We start from the raw sequence: 15424 nt of genomic DNA, 5'->3' as shown, positions 1-15424 counted from the left end.
TCAACCATGGGTCAACACCTCCGGGCGTCCGTCAGCCGGCGGCCTCCAGCACCCACAGCCGGTGGTCCCAGCCGATGTCCGCCGCCCGGACGACCCGCAGCCCGGCCGACTCGGCCAGCTCGGTCAGCCGTGCGGCGCCGCGCAGCCCGGAGCCGAACGCGCAGCTCAGCCGCAGGTGCTGCAGGGCGACGTCCGGGTCGTCGAAGTCGCCCGGCTGGAACTCCTCCACCAGGACGATCCTGCCGCCCGGCGCGAGAGCGGCGGCCGTCTCGGTCAGCACCTGGACGGCGTCCTCGTCGGGCAGCCAGCCCAGCAGGTGTGACAGCAGCAACAGCCCGGCCCCCGCGGGCGGCACCGGGCCGGAGGCCGGAACCAGCTCGACCTTGGCCACGACGTCCGCGTCGAGGATCTCCTCACGCAGCACGCCCAGCGCCGACGGCATCGCGCCGATCCGCACACGCAGCTGCGGGTACGCCTTGACCAGGGCGTTGACGATCGTGCCGACACCGTTGCCCGCGGCCGTGAGCGTGCTCGCCCCCGCCCAGTCGTAGGCGCCGAGCACACCGGGCGCGATCCAGCGTGCGATGTCCTCGACCTCGGCGCGTGCGGTGCCGCCGAGCCTGGCGTCGGTCCTGATCGCCTGGCCGAGCGCCTCCCCCGACGCCGTGCGGTAGCTCGCCGTACCGGTGCGCAGGGTGTGCACGAGGCCCGAGAGCGACAGTTCGAGTGCGGCGGGCGCGCCGTCGAGGTGGTACTCGTCCGCCGAGTGGTCGTCCTCGACGAGTTCCTCGCTGATCGGCGTCAGGTGGTAGCCGTCGTCGCGGACGGCGAGCACGTCGAGCGAGACGAGGTAGGTCAGCAGCGCCGCGAGCGCCCTGGGCCCGGTCTCCGTACGGCGGGCCAGTTCGGCCTCGTCGCGGACGCCCTGGTGGATCAGGTCGACGAGGCCGATCGTGACGGCGGCTCTGATCGCGAAGCCGGGCGCCAGGTCGGTCAGCTCGTGCAGCCGGTCGTGTGCCTCGTTCTCCTCCGGCTCGGACTCGGCCGCGCCGGGCAGGGGCTCGGTGCGCCGCCAGTAGCCGGTGATGTGGGTGTGCTCGCGCGGCACCTGCCGGTCGACGGCGAGGTGACGCCTGATGCCCTTGAGGGTGATCGCCTCGCCCGCCGCCCAGGCGAACACCGTGCCCGGCAGCCATTCGCATGCCCGGATCGCCTGCTCCAGCACGGTCGTGGTGCCGGCGGGCGCGCCCTCGCGCGAGAGCCAGACGATGTCGGCGTCGGCCTTGGTGACCAGCTCCTGCCGGTGGTCGTCCTGGCCGATCTCGATGAACACCTTCGCCCTGACGCCTTCGGGCATCTCCTCCAGCCAGCGGCCGATCGCGGGCAGTGCGGTCTCGTCGCCCGCGATGAGCAGCCAGTCGACGCCTTCGGGCTGGCTGTGCGACATCTTCGGACCGGCGATCCAGGTGCGCTGCCCGGGCTCGGCCCGTTCGGCCCAGGTGGCGGCGGGCCCGTCGCCGTGCCTGACGAAGTCGAAGTCGATCTCGCCCGCCTCCGGGTCGTAGCGCCTCGGCGTGTAGTCCTTGGCGATCGGGCGTTCGTCCTGGGGCCAGTCGAGGCTGCTGATGTTCTGGCCGGGCAGCAGCGGCAGCTCCTCGCCCTCGGCCGCGAAGAACATCTTCACGTGGTCGTCGAAGCCTTCGGAGCTGAGCGCGGGCAGGTCGAGGCCGTCGCGGTGGAAGGCGCGCAGCTGCGGGCCGGTCAGGGTGACGCGCCGCATGCCGGGCGTGAGGTTCACCACCCGCGCCACCGTCAGCTCCCTCAGCACGATGGGAAAGGCGACGACTCGTCGAGGACTGCGGCTGGACATCGGCGCTGCTCCTTCACTGGTGGCGATCGGCCCCCAGGCTAGGGCCGCGCGCGGCTCCCGGATCCAACCAGGTGGCCAGGTCATGGCACCGGGCGCGTGATCGGACGGCCGCTTCGACGGCCTGCGCTCTGGCTTTGACCCCGGCGGCGCGCCCGCTCCTAGCCTGCTGGCGTGAAACGTGCGAAAGGACAGGACCTGCTGCGTCAGTGCCTGGTCCGGGTGAGGCCCGACCTGTTGCGGGCGATGGGCGCGGCGGCGCTGCGGCAGCTGGCCTTCCTGAGCCTGCCGTGGCTGCTCGGCAAGGCCGTCGACAACGGGGTACGCGCGGGCTCGGCGCCGATGGCCGCGGCCTGGGGTGCGGCGTTCGTCGCGGCGGCGGCGGTGGAGTACGCGGGCATGCGCGGCTGGCAGGTCGGCGCGACGATGGCCGACGCCAGGGCCGGGGCGTGGCTGCGCACGCGACTGCTCGGCGCGGTGCTGGCGCTCGACACCGAGACGATGCGGCGGCGCACCGGCAGCTTCGGCGACCTGACCACCCGGGCGACACGGGACGTCGACGCCGTGCTGGTGTGGGTGCACGGGCTGACGACCTGGGTGGTCATCGGCATCACCGCGCTCGTGCTGACCCCGGCGCTGGCCGGGCTCGACCCGCTGCTGCTGCTGGTCGCGGCGCTGACCGTGCCGGTGCTGCTGGTGGTCAACCGGATCTTCCCGCCGCTGTTCGACCGGCGGGCGCAGGAGCTGTCGCAGGCGCACGGCAGACGCAGCGCCGCCGCCGAGGAACTGCTGACGGCGCTGCTGCCGCTGCGCGGGGTGGGCGCGGGCCGGATCATGGTCGAGCGCCATCACGGCCACAGCGCCTCGGTCACGCGTGGCACGATGCGGCTGGCCTCGGTCGGGTCCCTGTGGGAGGCGACCGCGTACGTGGTGCCGCTGCTGGCGGTGGCGGCCGGGCTGCTGGTCGGCGGGCCCGCGGTGGCCGAAGGGCGGCTGACGGTCGGCACGCTGACCACGTTCGTGCTGTGGATGGGCACGGTGGCGCTGGCCGTCAATGTGATGACCGCCAGGCTCGGCGACCGGGCCGAGGCGCGCGTCGCGGCGGCGCGGATCGAGGAGATCCTCGCCCTGCCCGAGACGACCACCGGCGAAGGCGTGCTGCCCGGCCACGGCGTCCTGCGGGCCGAAGGGGTGAGCGTCAGGCGCGAGGGCAGGGCGCCCATCGGGCCGCTCGACCTGAGCGCCGGGCCCGGCGAGTGGGTGGTGCTGACCGGCGCGACCGGGTCGGGCAAGAGCACCCTGCTGCGGGCGCTGGCCAGGCTCGTGCCCGCCGACGGCGAGGTCACGCTGGGCGGCGTGCCGCTGCGCGACGTCGAGCCCGATGTGCTGCACGCGACGGTGGGGTTCGTCGCCGAAGGGCCGCTGCTGCTGCACGGCACGATCATGGAGAACCTGCGGCTGAGCGGCGACTACACCGACGCCCAGGTCGAGGCCGCCGCCCAGGTCGCCGGGCTCGACCTGGCCCTGGCCGGGCTCGGCGACGGCCTCGGCACCCAGGTGGGCGAGCGCGGCGGCGCCCTGTCCGGCGGTCAGCGCCAGCTCATCACCTTGGCACGCGCGCTGCTGCGCGACAGTCCCGTCCTGCTGCTCGACGACGTCACCTCGGCGCTCGACGCCGCGACCGAGTCGCAGGTCCTGGCCAGGCTCCGTGCCGCCACCTCGGACAAGGCCGTCGTGTTCGCCGGGCACTCCCCGGCCGTCCTGGCCCTGGCCGACCGTCAGATCGTCGTCGAGGGCGGCTCGGTCCTGCCCGCCGTACCCGGGAGCTCCCATGTCTGAGTCGTTGTCGCTGAGCGAGCTGCCCGACCAGCGTGCGGTGTTCCGCAGGGCCTCGGTGTACCTGCGCGGGCACCGGGTCGCCTTCGCCGTCGTCGTCGTGCTGAACCTGGCGGGCGCGGCGATGGCCGTCGGGGTGACCGGGAGCGTCGGCAAGGTGGTGGACGCGGCGGGCGGCGGTGACGCGGCAGGCGCGTTCGGCTGGGCGCTGGTGCTGCTCGGGCTGGTCGCGGCCGGAGGGGTGCTCACCTGGGCCTCGCGCTACCGGCTGATCAGGGTGGGCGAGCTCGCGCTCGCCGGGCTGCGGGAGCGGGCGACCGCCGCCGTCGGGACCGCGCCGCTGCGCTTCGTCGAGGCCAATCGCAGGGGGGAGTTGCTGCGCAGGCTGACGGGTGAGATCAACGGCCTGGCGGCGTTCGTGGGGTCGACGCTGCCCGATCTGGTGACGGCCGTGGCGGTGCTGGCGTTCACGGTGGTCATGCTGGTCGCCTACTCCTGGCTGCTGGCGCTGGCGCTGCTGGTGGCGTTCGTGCCGCCCGCCGTGCTCGTCGTGCGGCGCTTCAAGGAGCTGGCCGGGCCCGCCTACGGGGCGGTGGCCGCGGCCGAGGCGCAGGTCGCCGCGAGTTTCGCCGAGTCGCTGCCCGCCCAGGAGCAGTTGCGCGTCAGCGGGGCCGCGCCGCGCTGGCTGGCCCGCTTCGCCGCCGACAACGACAGGCTGCTGGCCGCCCAGGGCAGGCAGGTACGCGTCGAGCTCAGGCTGAACGCGCTGGCCCTGCTGCAGGCGTTGTGCGTGGCCGGGCTGCTGGTGCTCGGCACGGTCATGGTCGGGGCCGGTCTGCTCAGCGTCGGCGCCGCCGTGGTGTTCGTGCTGGCCACCCGCGAGATCTTCAACCGCTTCGAGGACCTCGCCAGTGCGATCGGCGACGCCCGTGAGGCCCACGTACGGCTGGCACGCGTGCTCGACCTGGTCGCCGCCTGCCGCACCGGGGAGACGCTCACGCGCCGCGACGAACTGCCGGGCAGGGGGGCGATCACCCTTCAGGGGGTGAGCTTCTCCTACGGCGGCGAGCGCGCGGTGCTCGACGACTTCCGCCTGACCGTCGAGAGCGGCGAGCACCTGGTCGTCGCCGGGCGTACGGGCTCGGGCAAGTCCACGCTCGGCAAGCTGCTGGCCGGGCTCTACCCGCCGGACCGGGGCGTGGTGAGCTTCGCCGGGCACGACCTGGCGACCGCGGACCCCGCGCAGGTACGCGCCCGTATCGTGCTGGTGCCGCAGGAGGTGCTGCTGGTGGAGGGCACGCTGGCCGACAACCTCGCCATGGTGCCCGGCGCGCCCGGCCGCGAGCGCATCCGGGCCACGCTGGAGCGTCTCGGGCTCGGCCCGTGGATCGCGGCGCTGGGCGAGGGCCTGGACACCCCCGTCGGCCCGCACGGCTCCCGCCTGTCGGCCGGTGAGCGGCAGCTGGTGGCCATCGCGCGGGCGGCGCTGACCGACCCGGCCGTGCTGATCCTGGACGAGGCCACGGCCGACGTCGACCACGCCACCGCGGCCAGGATCGAGGAGGCGCTGGCGGCGACCGCGCGCGACCGCACGCTCATCGTGATCGCGCACCGCGCCGACACCATCGCCAGGGGCCACCGCCTGCTGGACCTGACCGCCGTCACGCCGTAGGCCCGCACGACACGCCAAGGGCCTGCTCACTCCCACGCGGGGGTGAGCAGGCCCCTTTCGTGTGGGTGTCAGGCTCCGGCGACCGCCTTGGCCAGGATCGGCGTCAGCTGCTCGACCACCCACGAGGCGCTGAGCGCGTCGGGGTAGGCGATGGAGGAGGACAGGTTGTTGTCCGAAGGCACGACCGCGACGTGCTTGCCCTTGACCGCGCCGAGCGACTGGAACAGCTTGTTGGAGTTCAGCTCGTCGGCGCTGAGCAGGCCCTCGTCGCCGAACGGATAGGTCACCAGGACCACGTCGGCGTCGAGCTGGTCGAGGTTCTCCAGGCTGACGCTGTTGTTGTCGGCCGAGTAGTTCTTGGCGTTGTCGCTCTTGCGCAGGCCGAGCTCCTCGAACACGCCGGGGTCCTGCTCGCCGTACGACATGAACGTCACCTGCTCGGGGTGGATGACGACATAGGTGTAGGTCTTGCCGTTGAAGGCCGGGTTGGCCTGGGCGGCGGCGGCGATGGCCGCGCGGTTGGCCGCGATGACCTCGTCGGCCTTGGCGTCGAGGCCGAGCGCCTTGGCCGCCAGCTTCAGCCGGTCCTGCCACGGCAGCGTGTCGGCGTCGGCCTTGGCGGCGAACGTCACGACGGGCGCGATCGGCGCGAGCTTGGCGTAGTCGGTGTCCATCGACCAGGTGTTGACGCCGAGGATGACGTCGGGCGCCTCGGTCGCGATGGCCTCGTAGTTGGTGCCGTCGGTGTCGTCGTAGGTCTTCAGGCTGGTCAGGCCGAGCTTGTCCATGGCGCGCTTCTTGTACTCGGGGATCGGCTCGCCGTCCTCGACGTCGGGGGTGACGACGGGGACGATGCCGAGCGCCAGTGCGATCGCGGTGTCTCCGTCGGAGACGGTGGCCACGCGCACGGGCTTGGCCTTGATCGAGTCGCCGCCCCAGGCGTTGGTGAGCGCCAGCGGGTACTGCGCGCCCGCGTCGGCGGCGCCCGAGGAGGCCGCGGGTGCGGCGGTCGAGGCGACCGGGTCCTGGGCGCCGCAGGCGGTGGCCAGGACGAGTGCGACGGCGGCCACTATGATCATCTTCTTCATCGGGTTCTCCTTGACAGCGGGAAGATCTGCGGCGTGCCCGCGACGGGGTGCGGCACGACCACACAGGACAGGCCGAAAACCTCGGCCACGGTCTCCTCGGTGAGCACGTGCTCGGGCGGCCCCTGCCTGACGACGGCCCCGTCGCGCATGGCGACGATCGTCGAGGCGTAGAGCGCGGCCTGGTTCAGGTCGTGCGAGACCAGCACGATGGTCTTGCCGGTCGTCTCGTTCAGCTCGGCCAGCAGGTCCATGACCTCGATCTGGTGTGCGATGTCGAGAAAGGTGGTCGGCTCGTCGAGCAGCAGCGTCGGCGTGTCCTGCGCCAGGGCGAGCGCGATCCACACGCGCTGGCGCTGACCGCCGCTGAGCTGGTCGACCGGTCTGTCGACGAGTTCGGCGGTGCCGGTGGCCAGCAGCGCCTCGGCGATGACGACCTCGTCCGCCTCGGTACGGCGCTGGCCGAACCTGCGGTGCGGGTGCCTGCCACGCCAGACCAGGTCGCCGACCGTGATGCTCTCGGGGGCGATCGGCGACTGCGGCAGGATGCCGAGCCTGCGCGCGACCTGCCTGGTGGGCATGGAGTGGATGTCGGCCCCGTCGAGCAGCACGGCGCCCGAGGCCAGCGGGAGCAGCCTGGCGATCGACTTGAGCAGTGTGGACTTGCCGCACGCGTTGGGCCCGACCAGTGCGGTGATCTGCCCGGCCGTCACGCCGATCGACAGGCCCTCGATGATCAGGGACTTGCCGTACCCGCTGCTGATGTCGCGGGCCTCCAGCTGGTTGGTCATGATGCGGCTCCCGTCCGGCGCCTGAGGATGAGCCAGAAGAAGTAGGGCGCGCCCAGCAGGGCGGTGAGCACGCCGGTGGGCACGGGACTGATGAGCGGGGCGTGCTGGGCCAGCAGGTCGGCGCCCAGCACGATGACGGCGCCGATCAGCGCGGACAGGCCGAGCGTGCGCTCGCCGCCGACGAGCTGGATCGCGATCGGGCCGCTGATCAGGGCGACGAAGCCGATCGGCCCGACGACACTGGTGGCCAGGGCGGCGGCCCCGGCTCCCACCAGGAGGGTTGCGACGCGGGCCCGGCCGACGGAGGCGCCGAGCCCGGTGCCGAGCTCGTCGCCGAGCGACATCCCGCTCAGCGGCCTGGCCAGCGCGGCGGTACCGGCCGAGGCCAGGACGAGCGCGACGGCGAGCACCGTGACGCCCTCCCACCCGGCGCCGTGCGCACTGCCGATCAACCAGCGCATGGCGTTGGCGATGCTGTGCTGGTCGGCCAGGGTGAACAGGTAGTTCGTGTAGGCCGTGCAGGTCGCGCTCACGCCGATGCCGACCAGGACGAGCCGGTAGGTGTCGACGCCCTGCCGCCAGCTGAGCGCGTGGATGATCGCGACCAGCAGGAACGCGCCCGCCATCGCCGACAGCGGCACGCCGAGCGGCAGGCCGGGCGCCAGGATGAGCGCGGTGGTCGCACCGGCGCCGCCGCCCGCCGAGATGCCCACGATGTCGGGTGTGGCCAGCGGGTTGCGGATCAGCTTCTGGTAGAGCGCGCCCGACAGGCCGAACAGCGCGCCCGCGAGCACGGCGGCCAGCGCCCTCGGGACCCGGTTCTGGAAGATCATGTAGTCGGCCAGCCCGGTCCGCAGCCCGAAGGCGGCAGGCAGGATGTCGGCGCTCCGCAGCCTGCCGACGCCGCCGAGGAACAGCGAGGCGACCAGCATCGCCACCAGCAGCACGGCGCACACCCCGGCGACGGAGACGAAGCGCCGCAGGTAGGCGCGGTGCGCCCGCCTGAGCGAGGCGACGGTCGCGGCGCGGGAGACCTGACGCGTGTCGAGGAGGGTCATCAGACACGCACCAGGTTGCGGCGCCTGGCCAGCCAGACGAAGAACGGCGTGCCGACGGCCGCGGTCATGACCGCCACCTGGATCTCGCCGTGTTCCAGGACGAGCCGTCCGGCGATGTCGGCCGCGATGAGCAGGACCGCGCCGCATGCCATCGACAGCGGCAGCGACCAGCGGTGGTCGGCCCCGACGAGCATCCGCGCGCAGTGCGCGGCCACCAGCCCGACGAAGGCGACCGGCCCCACGGCCGCGGTCGCGGTCGCGCACAGCAGCACCGCGATCGCGGCCGAGACCAGCCGCGCCCTGCCGACCTTGACGCCCAGCCCGACCGCCGCGTCCTCGCCCATGCTGAGCACGTTGAGCGTACGGCCGAGCGGCAGCGCCAGCACCAGCCCGACGAGTGCGAAGGGCGCGATCTCGTCCAGGATCTTGGCCCGGCCGGTGAGCTGGCCGACCGACCAGAAGCGCAGATGGGCGTAGACCGCCTGGTCGCGTACGACAAGCAGGGTGATGATCGAGGCGGTGACCGCGGCGACGGCGACCCCGGCCAGGATCAGCCCGATCGTGGCGCTGCCCATGTTGGTCCTGGTCCCGACGGCGTAGACCAGGGCGGCGGTCACCCCGGCTCCGGCCAGCGCCAGCCAGAAGTAGCCGGTGAGGCCGTTCATGTCGAACAGCAGGATGCCGAGCACCACGAACATGGCCGCGCCCTGCTCGACGCCGAGCACGCCGGGATCGGCGAGCGGGTTCATGGTCAGCGCCTGCATGACCATGCCCGAGCCGCCGAGCGAGGCGCCGACCATGAGGCCGAGCAGCGTTCTGGGGATGCGTTCGGTCCACAGCACGTGGGTGTTGTAGGTGTCGCCTCCCGGGTCGGCGAGGATGCCGAGGATCTCCAGAGGGGAGATGTCACGGGCGCCGAGCCCGACGCTCGCGACTGTGACGACGATCACCGCCACGGCGGCCGCGACGACCACCGCGACCCCGCGCACGGCGGCGGTTCTCGGTGGTGACGTCGCCGAAACGGTGGTGTCAGACATCGTCCATCCAGGGCTCCTAACCAGGGAAACGGCAGATTAGGTTACCCTTGCCTTACTTTGAGCGGTCCAACCCGGAACACGGACGCTCACACTCAGGGGCCATCTGTCAGCCCCTCGAACCGGAGGTCAGGACAACGTGGCGGAGACGCAGACCCGCATGGACGCGCTCGTTGACGTACCCGCGAACGTCTTCCCGGACGTCTTCGCGGACGTCTTCGTGGACGACGAGTTCATCGCCGACTGGGGCCACCCGCCGCACGTGCACGACTTCCACCAGTTCCTGTTCGTGCCGCTCGGCGAGATCGTGGTCACCGCCGAAGGGCAGGAGCACCACCTGTCGTCGTCGCTGGCGTTGTGGATCCCGGCCGGTGTGCCGCACAGCGCCAGGTTCAGCGCCGACTCGATGGTGGTCGTCGAGGCGTTCGACAGCGACGAGCACGAACTGCCCTACACGTGCGTGACGGGGGTGAACCTGACCGACGGGCAGCGCAGGCTGCTGCTGAGCCGGGTGCGCAAGGCCGACACCGGCGACGACGCCGCCGTCTTCGCCGCGCTGTCCACCGGCAACCAGTCCTGCCTGCCGCTCCCCCAGCCCAGCAGCGAGATCGCCGCCACCGTGGCCAGGGAGCTCATCCGCACGCCGAGCGACCCGCGCACGGCCACCGAGTGGGCGCAGAGCCTCTACACCAGCTCGACCAGCCTGCGCAGGGCCTTCCGCACCGAGACCGGGCTGGCCTTCTCCGAGTGGCGCACCCGGCTGCGGCTCAACCACTCCCTCGACCTGCTCGACCGGGGGCAGCTGGTCAGCGCGGTCGCCGCCAAGGTCGGCTTCACCAGCGCCAACGGCTACATCCTGGCCTTCCGCCGCCACTTCGGCCAGACGCCCGGCGCCTACGTACGGCGAGCGGGCGCCACGAGCGACTACCTGGACCGCTCGGCCTGACCGGGCGGCGCTTTCCGGGCCGCTCGGCCTGACCGGGCGGCGCTTTCCGGGCCGCTCGGCCTGACCGGGCGGCGCTTTCCGGGCCGCTCGGCCTGACCGGACAGACTCAGGCAACAGGCAACAGGCAGAGCGGCGGGTGCGGCTATCTGCTCGCGATCAGTTCCGTCAGTGCCGCCAAGGCGGCGCCCGGCTCACCCCTGCCGGCGCCCTGGGCGAGGGTGAGGCTGCCGCCGCCCTTGCCGTTCAGGACCTGGCGCAGCAGGGCCGATGCCGAGAGCCCCAGCGCCGCCGCCTGCTCGTTCACCCCGGTGAGCAGGACGAACCCGGCCTCCGTCGCCACCGTCACCGCCACCACGACGGGCCGGGCGGCGGCGGCCAGCACGGCCTCGGCCAGCGCACGCCCGGACGCGGCGTCCTCGGCGGCCGCCGTGACGAACCCCACGCCCGCGACGTCCAGCGGCCCGGCGGCGAGCTCGGCCGCCTCCAGCGCGAGCAGCCTGGCCCGCAGCCGCGCCGACTCGCGCTCGGCCTCCTTCATCCGGGCCACCAGCGCCGAGACCCGCTCGGGCAGCTCCTCGCGCGGCGCCTTCAGCTCCTCGGCGAGCCTGCTGACCAGGTCGCGCTCCCTGGCCAGGTACCGGAACGCCTCCAGGCCCACGACGGCCTCGACCCTGCGGCTGCCCGACCCGACCGACGCCTCCGACGTCAGTGCGATCTGCCCGATCTGCGAGGCGTGTTCGACATGCGTGCCGCCGCACAGCTCACGCGACCAGTCGCCGCCGATGTCGACGACCCTGACCTCGTCGCCGTACGTCTCGCCGAACAGCGCCAGCGCCCCCAGCTCACGCGCCCGTTCCAGCGGCAGGTGCCGTACCTCGACCGGCAGGTCGCTGCGGACGGCCTGGTTGGCGACCTCCTCGATCTCGGCGCGCGTCTCCTGCGCCAGGCGCGTGCCCCAGGCGAAGTCCAGGCGCAGATAGCCGGGCCGGTTGTAGGAGCCGCTCTGCAGCGCGGCGGGCCCGAGCACCTGACGCAGGGCGGCGTGCACGACGTGGGTGCCCGAGTGCGCCTGCCGCGCGCCGAGCCGCCATTGCGGGTCGACGCTCGCCGTCACCCGCTCCCCCACGGCCAACTCGCCCTCCAGCAGGCGTACCTGGTGCGCGACGAGTCCCTTGACCGGCCTGGTGACATGCAGCACCTCCGCCCTGAGGCCCGGTCCGACCAGCTCCCCCGCGTCGCTCTCCTGGCCGCCGGACTCGGCGTAGAACGGCGTGCGGTCCAGCACGACGGTGGCCAGCTCCCCCGCGACGTCGAGTACGGCGAGCACGGTCGAGGCGGTGGTCAGCTCCTCGTAGGCCAGCCACTCGGTGGGGCCGTGCGCCTCCAGCAGCGAGCGGTAGGCCGAGCCGTCGCCGTGGCCGCCGCGCCGCGCTCGGGCGTCCTGCCTGGCGCGCAGCCGCTGCTCGGCCATGAGGGCGGTGAAGCCCGCCGTGTCGACGGCCAGCCCCTGCTCGGCGGCCATCTCCAGGGTCAGCTCGACCGGGAAGCCGTAGGTGTCGTGCAGCTGGAAGGCGCTGCTGCCGGTCAGGCTGTGCTGCCCGGCCGCCTTGGCCTGGCGCACGGCCAGGTCGAGGATCGTGGTGCCCTGGCGCAGCGTGCGCCCGAACAGGCGCTCCTCCTCGGCCGCGACCGCCTCGATGCGGTCGTAGCCGGTCGCCACCTCCGGGTAGGAGCCGCTCATCCGGTCGCGGGCGACGGGCAGCAGCTCGACCATGGCGGGATCGGCGTAACCGAGCAGGCGCATCGCCCGTACGCTGCGGCGCAGGATCCTGCGCAGGACGTAGGAGCGGCCCTCGTTGCCGGGCACGACGCCATCGCCGATGAGCATCAGCGCGGTGCGCACGTGATCGGCGACCACGCGCAGCCGTACGTCGGCGTCGTGGTCGCGGCCGTAGGTCAGGCCGGCCAGGTCGGCCGCGCGGTCCAGGATCGGCCTGGTCTCGTCGATCTCGTAGAAGTTCTCGGCTCCCTGCAGCAGGAAGGCCAGGCGCTCCAGGCCCATGCCGGTGTCGATGTTGCGGGCGGGCAGCGGGCCGAGGATCGGGTAGTCGTCCTTGCCGGTGCCCTCGCCGCGTTCGAACTCCATGAAGACGAGGTTCCACAGTTCGAGGAAGCGGTCCTCCTCGGTCTCCAGGTCGCCGCGCGGGCCGTAGGCGGGCCCCCGGTCGACGAGGATCTCCGAGGCCGGGCCGCACGGGCCTGGCACGCCCATCGACCAGTAGTTGTCGGCCTTGCCGCGGCGTACGATCCGGCCGGGCGAGACGCCGACGCGGTCGCGCCAGATCGTGGCCGCCTCGTCGTCGTCGTGGTAGACCGTGACCCACAGCGCCGACTCCGGCAGGCCGAACCCGCCGTCGGCGACCGGCCTGGTCACCAGCTCCCAGGCGAAGGCCGCGGCCTCGGCCTTGAAGTAGTCGCCGAAGGAGAAGTTGCCCGCCATCTGGAAGAACGAGCCGTGCCGCGTCGTCTTGCCGACCTCCTCGATGTCGAGCGTGCGCACACACTTCTGCACACTGCTCGCCCTCGGGTACGGCGCGGGGGCCGCGCCCAGCAGGTACGGCTTGAACGGCACCATTCCGGCATTGACGAACAGCAGCGTCGGGTCGTCGGCGGGCAGCGGCGCACTGGGCACGACGGTGTGCCCGTTGGCGGCGAAGAAGTCGAGGAAACGGCGGCGGATCTCGGCGGAGCGCATCGGACGTCCTATCGGGTGAACAGGCCTATCGGTTGAGCAGGGCTATCGAGTGAACAGGTCTATCGGGTGGGCAGGCTCATCGCGTGAGCAGGCAGGGCGGCGTGCCGCAGGGGCGCCGAGGGGTCGACGGCGACGTCGAGCGCGGTGGGCGGCAGGCCCGCTTCGTACAGCAGCCCGCCCACGGCGGCGATCATCGCGCCGTTGTCGGTGCACAGCCGTGGCGGGGGCACGCGCAGCCTGATGCCCGCCGAGGCGCACCGCTCGGCCGCCAGCTCCCGCAGCCTGCCGTTGGCCGCCACCCCGCCGACGACGACCAGCGTGCCGACGCCGTGCTCGGCGCAGGCGGCGACCGCCTTGGCGGTGAGCACGTCGGCCACCGCCTCCTGGAAGGACGCGGCCACATCGGCCACGTGCACGGGGCCGCGCTCGACATGCCGGGCGACGGCCGCCTTCAGGCCGGAGAAGGAGAAGTCATGGCTGCCCGGCATCGCACGGGGAAAGGCGTGGGCCGCCGGGTCGCCGGAGGCCGCGGCGGCGCTCACCGCGGGGCCGCCGGGATAGGCCAGGCCGAGCAGCCTGGCCACCTTGTCGAACGCCTCGCCCGCCGCGTCGTCCCTGGTGTCGCCCAGGTGCACGATCGGGTCGCGGGCCAGGTCGCCGAGCAGCAGCAGGGAGGTGTGGCCGCCCGACACCACCAGGGCGATCGACCGGCCGGGCAGCGGGCCGTGCTCCAGGGTGTCGGCGGCGACGTGCCCGGCCAGGTGGTGCACGCCGTACAGGGGGACGTCCCAGGCCATCGCCATGGCCTTGGCGGCGGCGACGCCGGTGTGCAGGGCGGTGGCCAGGCCGGGGCCCGTGGTGACGGCGATCGCGTCGATGTCGGCGTGCCGCAGGCCGGAGCGGTCGAAGGCGGCGTTCAGGCAGGGGCCGAGCGCCTCCAGGTGGGCCCTGGCCGCGATCTCGGGCACGACGCCGCCGAAGCGGGCGTGCTCGGCCATGCTGGAGGCGAGCGCCTCGCCCAGGATCCGCTCACCGGCGACGATGCCGACGCCGGTCTCGTCGCACGAGGTCTCGATGCCGAGGACGACGCCCATACCGCTCCTAGCCCTTATTGCGAGTAGTTTGCAACAATCAGCTTATGGCCGCACGGACGCGATCACGCCGCCGCTCCGTCCGGCGGGGACGACGGCCTGTCGGTGCGGTAGACGTAGTGCGCGGGCCCGTCGGCCGGGTTGTCCGGCTCCATGTCGCCCTCGGCCACCCGCGTGAGCCCGGCCTTCTCCAGCGCGCGCCACGACGCCCGGTTGGCCACGGGCACGGGGACGAGCACACAGGCGGCGCCGGGGTCGTCGTGCCAGGTCGCGGCCACGACCGAGGCGATCAGCCGCGGCCCGAGCCCGGCCCCGACCATCGCGGGGTCGCCGATCAGGTAGTCGACGGTCACCGCGCCGTCGGGCACCTCGGTCACCTCGGCGATCTCGGCCAGGTAGTCGGGGTAGTCGGCCAGCCTGCACCGCTGGATCAGCCCGAACGGCAGGCCGTCGAGGCTGGCCAGCAGGTCCTCGGCCGGCTCCTCGCCCCTGGCCGCGGCGCCGAAGTCGCGCAGCACGGCCTCGTCGGAGGTCTCGTGGTGCCACCAGCGGGCCACGTGCGGTTGCCGCAGCCACTGCTGCAGCAGCGGGAAGTCGGACTCGGTCAGCCTGCGCCACGTGATCATCGTGAGCCTTCCCTGGAGCGTCGCCTGCGGTAGTAACGGGCCTGCCGATCGCGGTGCGCGCACGAGGGATGGCAACGGCGCCTGCGCGCGTGCGTCACGACGAAGAGCATCGAACAGTCCGGGCTCTCGCACCTGCGCACGGTGACCGCCGAAGGCCCGGCCAGCAGTTCGACGGCGCAGGTGGCGATCGCGCCGAGCACGGCCGCGTGCCCGGTCACGGTGTCGCACACCACGGCGGCGGCCTCCAGGCGCAGATACGTGGGCGCGGCGGCCGCGACCTCGTTGAGCACGGCGACGGCCGCCGGGTCGCGGGGGAGGCCGTCGGCCCCGGCCCCGAACAGACTGTGCAGCGCGTCCCTGAGCGCGCGCACGCGTGCGCCGTGCGCGCCGATCCCGTCGAGCGGCCTGCCCGCGAGCGCGAACCACCGCTCGACCAGCTCGGCGGTGGCCAGGAAGTCCACCCGCTCGTCGCCCGCGCCGTACAGGGTGTTGGCCAGTTCCACCGCGGTGGGCTCGGTCCCCAGGTACGGAAAGTCGTCATCCGTCATGATGCTGACGCTAACAGAGCTATTTAACCGTCAGCCACCGATTTTTCCCGTCATATGCGAAGAGTCCGCGTGCGACTTCGAAAAGTGACACAATTCATCAGCAACCGCTAATCGC

General features: G+C 73.0%; 12 protein-coding genes. 3 read left to right on the top strand and 9 right to left on the bottom strand.

Going from position 1 to position 15424, the window contains the following annotated elements:
• Nucleotides 1–31: 31 nt before the first annotated feature.
• A complete protein-coding gene (locus ACTWNK_RS18060) occupies nt 32–1870 on the bottom strand; it encodes an SIP domain-containing protein (RefSeq protein WP_474305167.1) in 1839 nt (612 codons plus the stop codon).
• A 171-nt stretch (nt 1871–2041) separates the two neighbouring features.
• Between ACTWNK_RS18060 and ACTWNK_RS18055 the strand changes: the two genes are divergently transcribed.
• Together ACTWNK_RS18055 and ACTWNK_RS18050 are read left to right on the top strand one after the other, a co-directional pair.
• On the top strand, nt 2042–3706 hold the full coding sequence (locus ACTWNK_RS18055) for an ABC transporter ATP-binding protein (RefSeq protein ID WP_474305165.1): 1665 nt from the start codon (nt 2042–2044) through the stop codon (nt 3704–3706).
• Complete coding sequence (locus tag ACTWNK_RS18050; protein ID WP_474305163.1) at nt 3699–5375, top strand: ABC transporter ATP-binding protein; 1677 nt, start codon at nt 3699–3701, stop codon at nt 5373–5375. Before ACTWNK_RS18055 ends, ACTWNK_RS18050 begins: the two co-directional genes overlap by 8 nt.
• Before the next feature lie 68 nt (nt 5376–5443).
• On the opposite strand, the gene ACTWNK_RS18045 is transcribed toward ACTWNK_RS18050, so the two are convergent.
• From ACTWNK_RS18045 to ACTWNK_RS18030, 4 genes are read right to left on the bottom strand one after another with little or no spacing between them, the layout of a single operon-like run.
• A complete protein-coding gene (locus ACTWNK_RS18045; RefSeq protein ID WP_474305161.1) occupies nt 5444–6463 on the bottom strand; it encodes an ABC transporter substrate-binding protein in 1020 nt (339 codons plus the stop codon).
• On the bottom strand, nt 6460–7251 hold the full coding sequence (locus ACTWNK_RS18040) for an ABC transporter ATP-binding protein (protein ID WP_474305159.1): 792 nt from the start codon (nt 7249–7251) through the stop codon (nt 6460–6462). The genes ACTWNK_RS18045 and ACTWNK_RS18040 overlap by 4 nt, the downstream gene beginning before the upstream one ends.
• Nucleotides 7248–8309 (bottom strand): FecCD family ABC transporter permease, encoded by a 1062-nt coding sequence (locus ACTWNK_RS18035; RefSeq protein WP_474305157.1) that lies wholly within the window; start codon nt 8307–8309, stop codon nt 7248–7250. The genes ACTWNK_RS18040 and ACTWNK_RS18035 overlap by 4 nt, the downstream gene beginning before the upstream one ends.
• Nucleotides 8309–9346, bottom strand: coding sequence for a FecCD family ABC transporter permease (locus tag ACTWNK_RS18030; RefSeq protein ID WP_474305156.1), 1038 nt, complete (start codon nt 9344–9346; stop codon nt 8309–8311). Before ACTWNK_RS18030 ends, ACTWNK_RS18035 begins: the two co-directional genes overlap by 1 nt.
• A gap of 136 nt (nt 9347–9482) precedes the next feature.
• On the opposite strand from ACTWNK_RS18030, the gene ACTWNK_RS18025 reads away from it, so the two are divergent.
• Complete coding sequence (locus ACTWNK_RS18025) at nt 9483–10289, top strand: helix-turn-helix transcriptional regulator (RefSeq protein ID WP_474305155.1); 807 nt, start codon at nt 9483–9485, stop codon at nt 10287–10289.
• A gap of 142 nt (nt 10290–10431) precedes the next feature.
• On the opposite strand, the gene alaS is transcribed toward ACTWNK_RS18025, so the two are convergent.
• From alaS to ACTWNK_RS18005, 4 genes are all read right to left on the bottom strand, one after another.
• Nucleotides 10432–13044 carry an alanine--tRNA ligase gene (gene alaS / locus ACTWNK_RS18020; RefSeq protein ID WP_474305154.1) on the bottom strand — a complete coding sequence of 871 codons (2613 nt, stop codon included), beginning with the start codon at nt 13042–13044 and terminating at the stop codon, nt 10432–10434.
• Nucleotides 13045–13103: 59 nt separating this feature from the next.
• Complete coding sequence (gene tsaD, locus ACTWNK_RS18015; RefSeq protein WP_474305153.1) at nt 13104–14138, bottom strand: tRNA (adenosine(37)-N6)-threonylcarbamoyltransferase complex transferase subunit TsaD; 1035 nt, start codon at nt 14136–14138, stop codon at nt 13104–13106.
• A gap of 62 nt (nt 14139–14200) precedes the next feature.
• Nucleotides 14201–14761 carry a GNAT family N-acetyltransferase gene (locus tag ACTWNK_RS18010; protein ID WP_474305152.1) on the bottom strand — a complete coding sequence of 187 codons (561 nt, stop codon included), beginning with the start codon at nt 14759–14761 and terminating at the stop codon, nt 14201–14203.
• The gene (locus tag ACTWNK_RS18005) at nt 14758–15309 is read right to left on the bottom strand and encodes a CGNR zinc finger domain-containing protein (protein ID WP_474305151.1); all 552 of its coding nucleotides are present in this window, start codon (nt 15307–15309) and stop codon (nt 14758–14760) included. The genes ACTWNK_RS18010 and ACTWNK_RS18005 overlap by 4 nt, the downstream gene beginning before the upstream one ends.
• Nucleotides 15310–15424 lie beyond the last annotated feature (115 nt).

The organism is Nonomuraea sp. IBHARD001 (genome assembly GCF_056106265.1).
The sequence above is the reverse complement of the archived record's forward strand: the minus strand, read 5'-3'. Positions and strand labels throughout refer to the sequence as shown.